The following is a 14662-nucleotide window of genomic DNA, read 5'->3' as shown; positions in this document are numbered from 1 at the left end:
GAGAATAATGATAAAAATTTACATCGCCGTAGTGATAATTGTATCTCTCTTTTTTACAAGACCGGTTTATGCATATTTAGACCCGGGTTCAGGTAGTATGATCTGGCAGATGCTGCTGGGGGCATTGGCAAGTGTGGTGGTTTTCTTCAAGTTCTTCGGAAGAAAATTTCTTGCTTTGTTCGGTTACGCAAAGAAAGACACTAACAATCCTGATAAGTCAGATAGTAAAAAGAAAGTGGATTAATTAACCCTTGCGATATCCGGATAAAATTTTTCGACAGGATAAGAAGAGTTGTACAACCCCTGTTTGCAGAAGTTTAATATTTTTTTACGAGTTTCCTCCGAAACATCTTTGTTACTGTCAATTTTTCCACTCCTGAAATAACTACCGGCTACTGTAAATAGATTCGGTGGAACCATTTCAAAATATTCTTCGTTACTCTTCATATATTGAAAGCTTGATTTGTATATAATCTTTTGAATGTCTTCTGAGTCTAAATCTTCACCAAGAAATTCAGCGACACGCTGAATGATATTATTAGTATCATTTTTTATTTCTTCAAAATGCAGAAAAAGGATATTCTGCTTACTTTGTGCTGATTTCCACCAGCCTGATATATGTTCAGGCCAGGGTAACCACCACATACGATTACTACAAAACCAATCTGCAATTTCCGAATCAGGTGGGGTAAATGGTCCTGCTGTTAAATGGAAGTAATCTACTATGCTTCTGAAACAACTGACCGGATGCCGGGCTACATATATGTATTTTGCATTTTCTTCATAAGGACATAAAATGGTTGGCATATGGGTTTTTATGATCCTCTTAGAGCTTGAACCAATAAGCGGAGCATGCTCTATCGGAACGCTGTCCAGAGCCTCTATCCAGGGGCTTATGGCATAAAGATGAAGATGGCTATTATCATTAAATTCTCCATTGCCTCTGGTCAGTATCTGGTAAATGATCTGTTGCATCCATGTAGTGCCACATCTCATTTGTGTTACAACAAATATATCTTTTTCCGTTGGTTGATATTCAGAAGCCTTTTGAAAACTTTCCAGACTGCAACTATAGCTTGGACCATAGATTCCATTATATTCAATGGAAGCAATGTTCTGACTCTTTTTCAGTCTGCGCAATTTTGCTTCAATGAAAATAATGGGTTTTAGAAAGATTGCATGGGTCTTTATTTTTCTTTTGAATGCCCTTCTTGTTGCAAGAGGCTTTCCATAATAATTCATCCCTCGTCTGTTACCCAGCTCCCATGAAAAATACCATTTGAAGTACAGACTGCCGAGAATCAAAAGCGAAAAAAGTGTGATGAATACGTAGATGATAAATTTCAAGAAAATAATAACATCCACCCTTATCTCCCATTTGAGTTTTATTAAAAGTTTTTTTATTATAAGCAGATAAGTGCAAAAATGAAATGCAGATGAAAGATAGTTTACATATGAGACACTCCTCTTTTTTAATAAATGCCCTGCACGTCTTTGTTCTTTTCAGTTTTGCCATTGCACAACCAATTTATGACCTGCTTTCCCGGCATGCAGAGTTTTTAGTTGCCCATCAGGCAAAACCAATTGATGTAATTATTTTGATTATCTTTCTCAGCTTTGCAGTACCGTTTTTTTTTGTTGCGCTTGAAGCAATTGCAGGCTTAGCAGGAATGAAAGTGCGCAAAGGAATGCACGGGCTTATTATTCTGATTTTAATTACAGTATTTGCTATCCAGGGTTTAAAGCATATAAATCAATTATCAGGTGTGGTGGTTGTTCTAATTGCAGCGATACTTGGAATTGTAGCAATTTTCTCTTATTTCCGTTTTCAAGCAGTAAGATTCTTTCTCACAGTTCTGTCCCCGTCGATCCTGATTTTTCCCCTATTGCTTTTATTCAATTCGCCGGTTAATAAGATTGTTTTTGAGAAAAATAAACAATATAAAATCAATTCACCGGTCAATTCTGACACTCCTGTTATCATGGTGGTATTCGATGAATTTTCAACAATCTCTCTCATGGATGAAAAATATCAGATAGATCCAATTCGCTATCCGCATTTTGCAGAACTGGCAAAACAGTCATACTGGTTTCGCAATAATACCACTGTTGCCGAGATGACTGATTCAGCAGTCCCGGCCATACTCACTGGTTCTTATGTTGATCATTATCTCATCCCGACTGTTAATGAACATCCATGCAATATTTTTACCCTCCTGGGAGGTTCTTATGAAATAAAGGCGATTGAGTCTATGACCCTGCTCTGTCCTGATGAACTCTGCAAGAACAAGATGAATTCTATTCAGAGAATTAGATCGTTGGGGGTCGATTTATTAGTAGTAAGTCCTCACATAATCTTTCCGTCTGATTTGCTTTCCTGGCTTCCGCCTGTAACTCAAACATGGGGAGATTTTTTAGGAGATGCGAAAATTTTTGCGACTAAGAAAGAGTATGAAGGGTATGTTGAAAAGACAAAACCGAAGCATAAAGACCGTGTCAGGATTTTCAGAGAGTTTGTGAATTCAATTAGTGCAACAGATAAGCCAACATTATATTTTATACACAGTATTCTACCTCATGTGCCATGGGATTATTTTCCTTCTGGCAGACAGTACGCTGAAAGTGGATTTCATGTCCCCGGGCTGGATATAAAGATGGAACGATGGAGTAATAATGAAGCGCTGGTTTTACAGGGATATCAGCGTCACCTTTTACAAGCTGGTTTTACCGATAAATTGCTCGGAGAATTAATAACCCATCTTAAGGAAATTGGAATATTTGATAGATCGTTAATTGTAGTAACAGCAGATCATGGAGTAAGTTTCTGGCCCAATAAACAGAGACGTAATATAAAAAATGGATATCCCCCTGACATACTTCTTGCACCCTTATTGATTAAAGTCCCATATCAGAAGGAAGGTGTTATCAGTGACCGGAATGTGCAGTCAATAGATATTCTTCCGACTATAGCAGATGTGCTTGATATTCAGATGCCTTGTAAAGTTGACGGGCGATCAGCTCTTGATGAATCTCTGCCGGAAAGCACAGAAAAGATTATTTATAATCCCTTCTATGAGAAGTTTGTATTTGATGTTCCTTTGAAAGGTGTTGATTTGTCACTGCAACGTAAGCTTGCGATCTTTGGTTCTGGAACAACAAGGCCAGATGGAATATACAAATATGGTAAATATTGTGAACTTATAGGGAGAAACGTTAACGAAATTGGAATAATCGGAGATGCACCTTTTAAGGTTAAGATTGACGATGAGTTTCTTTTCGCCAATGTCTCAAAAAAGGCAAAATTTGTTCCAGCCTTTATCACAGGACAGATTGTGTCAGAAATGAGAAAAATTGGGCGTTTGCCACTCGTTATTGCCATAAATAATAGAATTGTAGCAGTATCAGAAATATATGAAGACGAAAAGCAAAAAAGGAAATTTTCATTTATTGTGCCTGAGACAGCTTTTATTGAAGGCAATAATGAAGTTGAAGTCTTAATGATTCAAAAAAATAAAGGGGGGGAAATACAACTTTTAAATACCAGACAAAAAAAATTGGTTGCCTATTCCCTTTCTTCTAATACTTTAACCTCCTCAAAAGGCACTTCTTTAAAGATAGTCCCAAATGCTATTCAAGGTGCTATTGATAATGTGGAATTGAAAAATGACGAGGTTATATTCTATGGCTGGGCTGCTGAAGTTAAACAGGCACAACTACCGGATGAGATTGTGATATTTGTGAATGGCAAATTTTTCTATTCTGGGAAATGTAATGCTAATAGGCCTGATGTAGTCGATTATTTTCATAATCAGGCATTGATGAAGTCAGGATTCTTTTATGTGTTTTCATCTATGATATTTGATAACATAGATAATGCAGATGTCCGTATTTTTGCTATCTCAAAGAAAGGTTTTGCATCTGAACTCGCAAGTTCCTTAGGCTATAAAGGGATAAAGAAATCCGCAAACTGAATCCAGCGATAAGGAGGAGCCATTGCGAGTGAAACGAGAAAGCATTCGGCACAGGATACTCGCTAAACATTATGACTGATAATTCAGAGCCTTTGGTTTCTCTCATCATACCTTCCTGGAATAATCGAGCACTCCTTATTGAATGCCTCATATCCATCTTTAAATCGGGCAGCAGGTTGAAGACGGAAATAATCGTTGTGGATGACGCTTCTTCAGACGGCACAGCAGAATATATAAGAAATAATTTTAAAGAAGTTAAGCTAATCAAAAACAGCCTTAATGAAGGGTTTGCAAGGTCAGTAAACAAAGGGGTTGAGGCATCAAATGGTGAAATGATTTTTCTCCTTAACAATGACGTTATCTTTATTGAAGACCCCATAGAAAAACTTGCAGAGTGCCTGAAAAGAAATAAAGATGCTGGAGCAGCAGCGCCACTGCTTTATTACCCTGATGGCAGGTTCCAGATTTCCTGCAGGAGATTCCCAACGCCGGCTGCTCTTATACTTGAGAAACTTCGTATTAACAAGTTAGGTCATTTCAAGAGATGGAAGCTGATCGAAGAGGAACATCTGAAAGGCGGTTATGTTCCTCAGCCAATGGCTTCAGCAATTTTAATTAAAAGGGAATGCTGGGATGCTGTGGGACCGTTTGACGAACGTTTCCCGATATTTTATAACGATGTAGACTGGTGTTATAGGGTTTACAAAAATACAGATTACAAGATATATCTTTGCACTGATGTCAGGATGATTCATCATGCAGGGGCAACAGTCGAGACTCTTAAGTTCAGGAAGAAATGGGAATTTTATAAAGGTTTGATAAATTTCTATCTGAAGCATTTTCCTTTTAAGACAGAGATGTAAAAATTTTTGCCTGAATCTATGGCCTTCGGTCATTTATGCAATATGAAGAAGTAACATTAGTTGACTAAAATGTCAGTCTGCTATAATCTTTAACCATGTATTCTGTAACTAAAGATATCCCTCTTAATTATAATGAGCAGCATGCCCTTAAAGGTATTATTAACGAGGTCACGTCTAAGTATCCCATAAAAAAAGTTATTTTATACGGTTCAAAAGCAAGGGGGGGGAGCCTTGAGGGCTCTGATATAGATATTCTGTTTATTACAGAAAATAATATAGACCGGTCAACAAGGTTTGTGATTAGTGACATTATCTATAACTATGAACTATCTAATGACGTCATAGTATCAGCAATTTTTGTTTCAGAGGCAGACTTCAGAGAAAGGCTTAGTACCTTTCTCATGAGAGTAAAAAAAGAGGGTATAGTGATATGGTCGAGAGAATAGGTAAGGAAGAAGGTAGACTACTCGCGCAGGATGAATTTATACGTGCAATGGATGAACTTAAGGCAGCTAAAGTTCTGCATGAGAGCGGCTTTTATTATAAAAGTATTGCATCTGCCTATTATGCTGTTTATCACTCTGCAAAGGCTGCTCTTCTTATGAAAGGTGTGGTACCTCAAAGCCATGAAGGTGTGGAAAGGATGTTCAGCCTTTATTATGTGAAGACAAAAGATGTGGAAATTGATATCGGAAAGATCATCGGAAGATTAATGAAACTAAGAGAAGAGGCGGATTATTACCCTGAAACATCATTTACCCCTGATGAGTCCAATGAAGCTATAGAAAAGGCTGAGATATTTGTCACGAAAATAAAAGATATTTTCTGATATAACGAAGATTGCATTCTTTTTATACAAGACTCTATAAAAATGGGCATATGTGAGTCTTTTTAACTCAGATAAGAAGAAAATGTTTACTGAAAGTTATAACAATGATCAGAAAAATAATCAGGTATTACAAAAATTATGGTTTTAGAAAGACCTTAGCACGATCTTTTTTAGAATTAAGCCATAAATTTGAAAGCGAAAAGGTTAACCCTGTATCTAACACTCAAGAAGTAACATCAATAAATATTCTTTCGCTTTTTAAAGAAAAGATAGGAGAAATTGAAAATCCACGTATTTTGGAGCTGGGTTCAAGGGTTGTTACAAGAGAGGCTTTGCGATATATGCTTGAACTTAACTTCCCGCATGAATATACCGGCCTTGATATCCATGAAGGTCCAAATGTTGATATTGTATGTGATGCACATTAATTAAGTTCTGTTTTCCCACGTGATCATTTTGATGTCGTAATGTCCAAAGCAGTTTTTGAACATCTGGCAATGCCATGGAAAGTAGTTTTAGAAATCAATAAAATCCTCAAGTCGAATGGGTTATTGTTTATTAATACCTTGCAGACTTTTCCACTACATGAAAAGCCATGGGATTTCTGGAGATTCTCTGATGAGGCATGGAAAATTCTTCTGAATAGATGGAATGGTTATGAAATTATGTATTCTAACATGGAGTTCCCGTGCAGGGTGATTCCTGAATTAAATATTCCTGATTGGGAAACTAACCATGAGGCTTATCTTCTCTCTAATGTACTGGCTAAGAAAACCGGCAATTACGATGAGAAACTCTTCAAATGGGACATAAGCATCAGAGATATTACTGACAGCATTTATCCAAAAGAGAAAATATAATAATTTCTACCCCCTTTGTTTTTCTGTGGAATTTTGGAGCAAGAAAGTTCATATTATTCCGTTAGAATAAGTGATTATGAGTCAGAGAACGGCCATTATAATCGGTGCGGGTCCTACTGGGCTGACAGCAGCGTATGAACTGCTTGAAAAGACTGATATAAAGCCCGTCATTTTTGAAATGAGCAGTGATATTGGTGGAATCTCAAAGACTGTTAACTATAAAGGCAACAGAATAGATATAGGCGGACACAGATTTTTTTCGAAATCCGACAGGGTTATGCAGTGGTGGCAGAATATCCTTCCTTTACAAGGAGTTCCGTCAAGAGATGATATCATCCTTAAAAGAAATATCCCGCTTTCTCAAAAAGGTCCTGATCCTGAAAAAACAGATCGAGTAATGCTCATTCGCAGACGTCTCTCACGAATATTTTTCTTGCGAAGATTTTTTAATTACCCTGTTTCTTTGTATTCCAATACTTTTTTAAATTTAGGAGTGGTTCGCATTATTAAAATTTTTCTGAGTTATGTCAGAATTCGGCTATTTCCAATCAAACACGAAAAATCTCTTGAAGATTTTTTTATCAACAGATTCGGTAAAGAGCTTTATCTTACTTTTTTCAAAGACTATACAGAGAAAGTATGGGGAGTCCCCTGCAACAGGATCAAGCCTGAATGGGGTGCTCAAAGAATAAAGGGTTTATCTGTCACAAAGGCAGTTCTCCATGCGGTCAGTCGCATCCTCTCAAAGGATTCTTCAATTGCTCAGAAAAAAACTGAGACCAGTCTTATTGAGCAGTTTATGTATCCGAAATTCGGGCCCGGACAGCTATGGAAAGAAGTCGCAAGGATCGTGAAACAAAAAGGAGGAGAAATATATCTCAAACATAGAATTATAGGTTTAAACTATCGTGACAGCAGAATAGTTGAGGCAGAGATAGAGGATTGTTCCACCGGTGAAGTGAAAACTGTAAAAGGGGATTATTTTTTTTCCTCAATGCCTGTTAAAGATTTAATACAGGCCTTTAATAAGAATGTTCCTGAAGAAGTTCGGCAGGTAGCAGATGGTTTGATATACCGTGATTTCATAACAGTTGGTTTGCTTTTGAGGAAACTTAAAATAAAGAATGAAACAAAAATAAAGACAATCAATAACATAATTCCTGATAACTGGATTTACGTTCAGGAACATGATGTAAAACTGAGCAGAATCCAGATATTTAATAACTGGAGCCCTTATATGGTTAAGGACGAAAATACTGTCTGGATTGGATTGGAATATTGTTGCACTGAAGGAGATGAACTATGGAATAAGCCAGATGATGATTTGAAAAAGTTTGCAATAGATGAATTGGCTAAAATCGAGATCATAGAAAAAGGAGATGTCCTTGATAGCACAATTATAAGAATGAAAAAGACCTATCCTGCATATTTTGGCTCATATGATAAATTTCATGTAATCAGGGAATTTGTAGATAGTTTCGAAAATCTATTTCTAATTGGAAGAAACGGAATGCACAGATATAACAACATGGATCATTCAATGCTTACGGCTATTGTAGCTGTGGAAAATATAATAAAGGGTGTTACAAAAAAAGATAATATCTGGGCAGTGAATGCAGAAGAAGAATATCATGAAGAAAGGTAAAGAATTAACTGCTCTAAGACCTGAGAAAGTTTTTTTGATTATTGGAATACTTTTCGGTCTTCTTTTTTTAGTCGTAACTCCACCATTTCAGGTTGGAGAGGAGCCAAGTCATTTTTTCCGTGCGTATCATGTCTCGGAATTTGCTATATTAGCCAGCAAATTTCATTACAATAAATTGCCCCCAGATGCAATATTCCGAATCAAGAAAGACGGGACATTCGTAAAACTTGAACCAGAAAAAGATGAAAACTCCGGCATAAGAAAAAAAGTATCTCAAGCCGTACCTCCCGCCGTAGCAGATAAGATAATGTATTTTACACATTGCGCAATCGATGAGGCCAAAGAACAGGTTTTTCAATTTCAGATAATTGACGATAATAAAACGCTTAAATACGAAGCATTGCTAAAAAAGATTAGTGGAGATGAAGTTCTTGCAGAAATACGTGATATAACCACCATCTATAAAGTAGGAGCATTTTTACCAGCATCGCTTACAGACACATATCTAAAAGTTACAAGTGATATTCCCTTTCATCCAGAACAGAAACAGGGATTGCAGATTCTGTTTACTATGTTTAATTATCCACTTGAACCTGAAAATAAGTCGTTTGCAAAATTTCATAATACAGCATTATATACTCCTTTGCCATATATACCTCAAGCTTTTGGAATTGAAGTTGGAAAAATATTAAATCTTTCCCCTCTGTTTCTTATGTATCTTGGAAGACTTGCTAATCTAACTGTATGGATTTTCATTATGTATATTGCAATAAGAATTTTACCTTCTTCAAAATGGCTTTTTCCTCTTCTTGCCTTCACTCCAATGTCACTTTCACAGGCAGCTTCAGTTTCAGCAGACAGCTTCACTAATGCGATGTCCTTCCTGCTGATTGCTGTTTTTCTCAAATATGCCCTGAATGATGGCAAGAGAATAGGTAAGATCAAAATCTTTATTTTATTACTCCTAACCATGTCTGTTACGCTTTCAAAATACGTTTATTTGCCACTTCTTTTTTTGTTCTTTCTCATTCCAGTGAGCAAGTTCAAATCAAAAAAACTCTATTATGTGACATTCATATCATTACTGTTAGTTAATAGTATTTTTCTGGGGCTCTGGTCTTTTTTTACTAAAGATATCTATGTCTCATATCCTTTTATTGCCTCAGTTAAACCAGAGCAACAGTTACTTTTTATTGTTAATAATCTCATAGAATTTTTCAGGATAATTATTCAAACTACTTTACTATCAGGCCAAGAATATCTCAAACATTTTATCGGAGTTTTAGGATGGCTTGATACCCCTTTGCCGGACTGGCTGATATGGTCATATTATTTCGTGCTCATAACGGTTGCTCTTCTTGATAGTCAAAATGACATACAGATAAATTTCAAAAACAGATTGGTTCTGTTTGCTGTTTTTACTTTAATAGGACTCCTCATATATACCGCTATGTACCTATCATGGACAGAGGTTGGCAGCAGTATCATCCGGGGAATACAGGGGCGGTATTTTATTCCGATAGCACCTCTTTTCTTTCTACTTTTTTATAATCGAAGGATTCGTTTGAATGAAAGAATATTAGGCTTAGCATCAGCGGTCTACATGATTTTTGTTCTGTCATGTTCTGTGTATGTGCTTCTGAGAAGATACTACTGGTAAGAAATGGTGAAATTCAAGACGTGTGAAAAAACTTGATATAATTATAATATAAATTATCAAAGACATGAGAAAGAATTTCTTTGGCACGAATTATCCTTCTGAGTATCATGACATCCTTGTCGAGATGTTTTCTATTAAAGAAGGTGAACTCGTCCTTGATGTTGGCGGAGGCCATAAGCCATTTAGCAGGGCAGACTTTATTCTGGAAAAGGACATCTTTAAAGGTAGCCAGAGAGACGGAAAACCCGTGCTCAGGGATAGGATTCACAATTATATTGCTGGAGATATTGTCTGTCTTCCTTTTAAAGATAAATCTTTTGATTTTGTATTCTGTTCACACGTCCTTGAACATGTAAATGACCTGGCACTTGCGTGTGCAGAACTTATGAGGGTTGCAAAGCGAGGATATATCGAAACTCCCCGGAAGTGGACCGAATTTTATGCAGGTCATCCTTCACATCGCTGGCTTGTGGATTTGATAGACGGTAAACTGCACTTTGAAAGAAGGAGGTTTATTGATTCTCCTTTCATGAATTTCATGTTGCCACAGGTCTGGATGAATCTTGATTTATTCGATTGTGCTCATACTGCTTTCCGGAATATTACATGTGTCCAGTTATACTGGGAAGAAAGTTTTGATTTTGTTATTCACGATGAAAAAAATGATGATGTTTTTAACTATGATGACCCTGTGCAGGCAGCTTTTTCACACTATAGTTTTGCAAAGAATGTATTAACATTTCGTGCACCACCGGAATATGGTATATATCATGCACAGAGAGCAGTTGAGCTTCAACCGGATGATGAACGATACAGGACATTGTTGGAGGAATATAAAAAGATGGGCTTACATTGAGATATTCCTATGGACACGCTAATCTGACCAGTTTTCCTTTGATTAAGAAAGTAATACATTATTGATAATTAAGGGTTTTAAGTCTTTTTGAGAAAAAACTTTTGACAATACTTAAAAAGAGGAAAGGAGATTAAATGAAACGTTTTCTATTAACAGCAGTATGCATCATCTTGATGGTTTTCCTTTATTCGGATATGCTTTGTGCTGGAGAGGTGAAGGATGAAGCATTAATGTCTGTTGTTAAAAAGGTGCTTGGCGAAAAGACAGAAATAATCAAGGTTGAACCACCGGAGGAGTCTCCTGTGAGCAACTGGAAGCAGATACGTATATGGTACAGGACTTCGGTTGGAGATATCCCTGTGCTTTTCTATAAGTCTGATGACGGCAAGTTATATTTTGCAGGGACGATTTTTAATCCTGAGGGTGAGAACCTAACGAGAAAGACCGTTGGTGAAATGATTCCGAGGAAGATACCGATTGAAGATATGAAACTGAATGATGAATACAGGATCGGGAAAACAGAGGCACCGGTAAAAATTGTTTTCTGGCTGGATGGGACAAATGTGTCTTTAGCTATATGGAAAGAGCTTTACGAAATATATACAAAAAATTCTGACAGGATAGTAATTTTTCTAAAATTTCTGCCAGCAACTACAAGAGATATAAACAGACTTTTTGCACTGAGCTGTTACAAAGGGGATAATATTGAAAAAGGTTTGACTGTTCTATCAGATGTGTCACCCTTATGGGGCGAGAACAGGGAAGGTGTGATAGATTTTTTAAAGTCTCAGGGTGTAGATTTAGAAAGATGTGAAGAAAGAGATGTCAAGGCTGATATGGAACTGGCTTCAACCCTGAAATTACCAAGGGGGCCGCTTGTGTTTGTGAATGGTATATTATTACTTACATCGCCGATTAAAGATGGAATTAGCCAATTATCTGGAGTAGAACTGAAGTAGTGTAGTATATTTTCATCATTTAAAGACTTTTTTAATACATAACAACAATCAAAATGGCTTAAATTAATGCTTGTCTTTTGGCTCGTATTTTGCTTATTATAGATTGAGTTTAAATAACTTATATTGAAAATAACATGCTGAGAGAAGATTAATCTCTTGATATTATCGAAATATGAAAAAATTTAATAATAAAAAAAGCTTGACATTAAATATTGCTTTATCTATAATTTTCTGAAATTTAACAGATAGATTTGAGGATGTTATTAATGAAAAGAATAATAAATTATACTATTATCATATTTATAATGGTGTCAATTTTTATGTTCAGTTTTGCAATTGCAAATATAGAAAAACCAGCAGAGACACAACAGCCAGCAGTAACTGAAAAGGCAATGGAGTCCAGTTCAGTGGAAACTGAAGAATCAACCGAAGTTCAAAAACCAGCGGAAACAGAAAAAGCAGAGGATACGAAACCAGCGGATACGCATAAGACAGACGAAACCAAAAAGCCTGAGCATGTTCATAAGCCTGTATGGCACGACATCAAAAAAGCTGCAAAGCCTATTGTGCCTGAGATACCTGAAGAGTACAAGCCACTTGTACAGGTTTTTGACGAATACTGGGGTGCTATAAAAAAAGGTGATTACGAAAATGCTTATAAATTAGAATCAGAGGACTACAGAAAGGTCCATGCGAAAGACCCCGAGATGTATAAAGAGAGGTTCGGTCGTTCGGTAAAGCTTTTGGGAATCAGAGCGCTCGGGGTGAAAAAAATTAATGAAAAGGAGGTGATAATCAGGGCGAGTGTGGGTTTCAAGACTGCACAGTTAGATACAGTAAGATTTTTTGCAGACAGGTGGATCAAAGAAAATGATACCTGGAGGCATCTTCCTGATACAAAAAAACCGGAAGAAAAAGCCTCAAAGCAGCACTAATAAAGAAAGGAGGATTTTTTAATGAAGAAAGCAAGGTTATTAGCAATTACACTTGCGATAACTGTCTTAATGCTCTGGTCTGCTACCGCAATGGCTTCTATGGATTTCCTGGCTGATAAAGTACTATATGGCTATTATGATATTAGAACCGAGGCACAAGGTGGTCCAGGGCTAACAGACAATTATTTCACATTAACCAACACAGCTAATGATTATGTCCAGTCTCACATTAGAGTGAGGACTGGCCAGACATCCATCGAGCTTCTCGACTTTGATGCAGTACTTTCTCCACATGACGTATTTACTTTTGACCTATATCAGGACCCGACAACAAACTCAACAGTCTGGGCATCCTGCGATCCAGGCACATTAACACTTTCCGGATTTGCACTGAACTTCGACAGGGATGGTGATGGCACGAATGACTGTTATGTCCTCGATTCATCAACATTTCCTAACATGACATCACTCATTATGACATGCGATACAACATTAACAGCAGATGAAGCCCTTGCCCAGACAAGGGAAGGATATGTGGAGGCAATACTGGAAGGTAATTTTGTATTAACCCCAACCTGCACAGAGACAATGATTTTATCAGGCGAATATCTCCTCTATGACTGGGTTGACGGAACATTACAAGTTGATGTAGACGGAGATACTATTAATGAAATTGACGTTGACGGCGGTATAGGTGACGTAAATATAGGTGACGCTGCTGACAACTGTCCATGGGATTATCCTGGCAATATTCTCTTTGGAAGGGTTTACTATGTTGATTATGATCCTGCCACAGTAACGATATCGAGGATGGCTTCTCAGAATGCAGTGCCTCTTATTTGGACAAGAGATGAAAATTCACCGCTTGTTTCTGCAAATTTAGCTATAGTCCATGCAATTAATTACTCAGCTGAAATAACAAGGGTTGATGCTATAGCCAATTTTCAGGAAGGTTGGGCATATGGTGCACCTGATACAACCGCACCTGTTACCGGTGCAGATGATATGAATTACTGCACATATGACAACTCTGTTGGCGTTATTAATAGGGTTGGCGCTGGAGCGACCTACGGGCCTACTCTTGCAGATATTGTTTGGCTACAGGATGGTCCCGCTGGTGTACTTATTGACTATGTTAGAGACGGGACTATTGAAGCAGCAGTTCTGAACGTAGATGTACAGAATGCAGGAACCTTTAGCCTTCTCAATGGTGCTATAAGCACTGTTGGAAGCCACTACTGGAATTATGGTTCTGGCACTCCAGGCATTCCTGTAACAACATTTGCATCAACATTCCCGCTCAAGCACTTTGTAGATGCAAGCATTCAGGTGACAGTTGATGCTATGTATAACAACGATGAAGAAGAGTGTGGTGTTGCAATCGGGAAATTCATATCTCCTGGGTTGCCGACAGCTCCACAATTGGTGCCTGAAGTAAATATCTCTGAACCCCTGACTTATTGCCCGACAACTCATATAGAAGGCTACATCGTATGGAACTATAATGTAACAGTTGACGAAGCCGGCGCATTGGGTCCTGCTGATGCTGACCATGACACAGTAGCTGAAACCAGAAACGGTGTTACCAACTACGCACCATGGGTTGAGGCATTCTCGATCAACTCAAATGATCTTCTATACTCAACCACACCAATGACCGTTCTCAGCTTCGGTACATCTCCAAGCTGGATCTAATATCTGAAATGAAGAAAAAGGCAGGGCTTTTGCCCTGCCTTTTTTATTTGTAATAAATAAAGCCTCCCCTATCTTTATGCTTTTTTCTAACCCTGATTATTCATAAACTATGGTTAATAAGACAGGACATAGTATTTTTGCTCATTCTCGGTTTTTGACCTCCGAGGGATTATGAATATCGGCAAAATAAATCCGCTTAACCCGAATAATGCAGACATTGCTCGAAAATTTCTTTAACTCGATGAATTTATTAAATTATTCAGATTCGCTCAATGAATAAAAATATTCGTAAAACCATTAGTTAAAGGTACACTAAGGTATCGAAAAATAAATTTTCTCACAACATCTGCATTATTCAATTGCATTTTTCGGGTTAAATACTATGTCCT

At 37.3% G+C, this 14662-nt stretch carries 14 protein-coding genes; 13 read left to right on the top strand and 1 reads right to left on the bottom strand.

The genetic code is table 11. The annotated features are described in order from the left end of the window. The first annotated feature begins 7 nt into the window (after positions 1-7). Positions 8-244: a hypothetical protein gene (locus tag HXY53_04920; protein ID NWF75903.1), complete on the top strand. Its 237-nt coding sequence runs from the start codon at positions 8-10 to the stop codon at positions 242-244. On the opposite strand, the gene HXY53_04915 is transcribed toward HXY53_04920, so the two are convergent. Continuing rightward, entirely contained in the window at positions 241-1365 is a 1125-nt protein-coding gene (locus tag HXY53_04915; GenBank protein ID NWF75902.1) for a sulfotransferase domain-containing protein, read from the bottom strand. The two genes, HXY53_04920 and HXY53_04915, sit on opposite strands and share 4 nt — an antisense overlap. A gap of 71 nt (positions 1366-1436) precedes the next feature. Here HXY53_04915 and HXY53_04910 point away from each other — a divergent pair, with 71 nt between their 5' ends. From HXY53_04910 to HXY53_04855, 12 genes are all read left to right on the top strand, one after another. Next, positions 1437-3971, top strand: coding sequence for a sulfatase-like hydrolase/transferase (locus tag HXY53_04910; GenBank protein NWF75901.1), 2535 nt, complete (start codon positions 1437-1439; stop codon positions 3969-3971). A gap of 71 nt (positions 3972-4042) precedes the next feature. Beyond that, the gene (locus HXY53_04905) at positions 4043-4834 is read left to right on the top strand and encodes a glycosyltransferase family 2 protein (protein ID NWF75900.1); all 792 of its coding nucleotides are present in this window, start codon (positions 4043-4045) and stop codon (positions 4832-4834) included. 95 nt (positions 4835-4929) lie between these two features. Continuing rightward, on the top strand, positions 4930-5280 hold the full coding sequence (locus HXY53_04900; protein ID NWF75899.1) for a nucleotidyltransferase domain-containing protein: 351 nt from the start codon (positions 4930-4932) through the stop codon (positions 5278-5280). After that, positions 5265-5663: a HEPN domain-containing protein gene (locus tag HXY53_04895; protein ID NWF75898.1), complete on the top strand. Its 399-nt coding sequence runs from the start codon at positions 5265-5267 to the stop codon at positions 5661-5663. Before HXY53_04900 ends, HXY53_04895 begins: the two co-directional genes overlap by 16 nt. Before the next feature lie 104 nt (positions 5664-5767). Further along, complete coding sequence (locus tag HXY53_04890) at positions 5768-6091, top strand: hypothetical protein (GenBank protein NWF75897.1); 324 nt, start codon at positions 5768-5770, stop codon at positions 6089-6091. A 39-nt stretch (positions 6092-6130) separates the two neighbouring features. After that, complete coding sequence (locus HXY53_04885) at positions 6131-6523, top strand: hypothetical protein (protein ID NWF75896.1); 393 nt, start codon at positions 6131-6133, stop codon at positions 6521-6523. Between the two features lie 76 nt (positions 6524-6599). After that, entirely contained in the window at positions 6600-8168 is a 1569-nt protein-coding gene (locus tag HXY53_04880; GenBank protein ID NWF75895.1) for an NAD(P)/FAD-dependent oxidoreductase, read from the top strand. Continuing rightward, complete coding sequence (locus tag HXY53_04875) at positions 8155-9828, top strand: DUF2142 domain-containing protein (GenBank protein NWF75894.1); 1674 nt, start codon at positions 8155-8157, stop codon at positions 9826-9828. Before HXY53_04880 ends, HXY53_04875 begins: the two co-directional genes overlap by 14 nt. A 64-nt stretch (positions 9829-9892) precedes the next feature. Further along, positions 9893-10684, top strand: coding sequence for a methyltransferase domain-containing protein (locus HXY53_04870; protein NWF75893.1), 792 nt, complete (start codon positions 9893-9895; stop codon positions 10682-10684). 134 nt (positions 10685-10818) lie between these two features. Then, positions 10819-11643 carry a hypothetical protein gene (locus HXY53_04865; protein NWF75892.1) on the top strand — a complete coding sequence of 275 codons (825 nt, stop codon included), beginning with the start codon at positions 10819-10821 and terminating at the stop codon, positions 11641-11643. Positions 11644-11909: 266 nt separating this feature from the next. Next, the gene (locus HXY53_04860; protein NWF75891.1) at positions 11910-12578 is read left to right on the top strand and encodes a hypothetical protein; all 669 of its coding nucleotides are present in this window, start codon (positions 11910-11912) and stop codon (positions 12576-12578) included. Positions 12579-12599: 21 nt separating this feature from the next. Next, positions 12600-14273: a hypothetical protein gene (locus tag HXY53_04855; GenBank protein NWF75890.1), complete on the top strand. Its 1674-nt coding sequence runs from the start codon at positions 12600-12602 to the stop codon at positions 14271-14273. The last annotated feature ends 389 nt before the right edge of the window (positions 14274-14662 follow it).

It is taken from the genome of Nitrospirota bacterium, assembly GCA_013388455.1.
Classification (GTDB): Bacteria; Nitrospirota; Thermodesulfovibrionia; order Thermodesulfovibrionales; family SM23-35; genus JACAFF01.
Note: the sequence above shows the minus strand (reverse complement) of the source record. Positions and strands in the feature narration are given on the sequence as shown.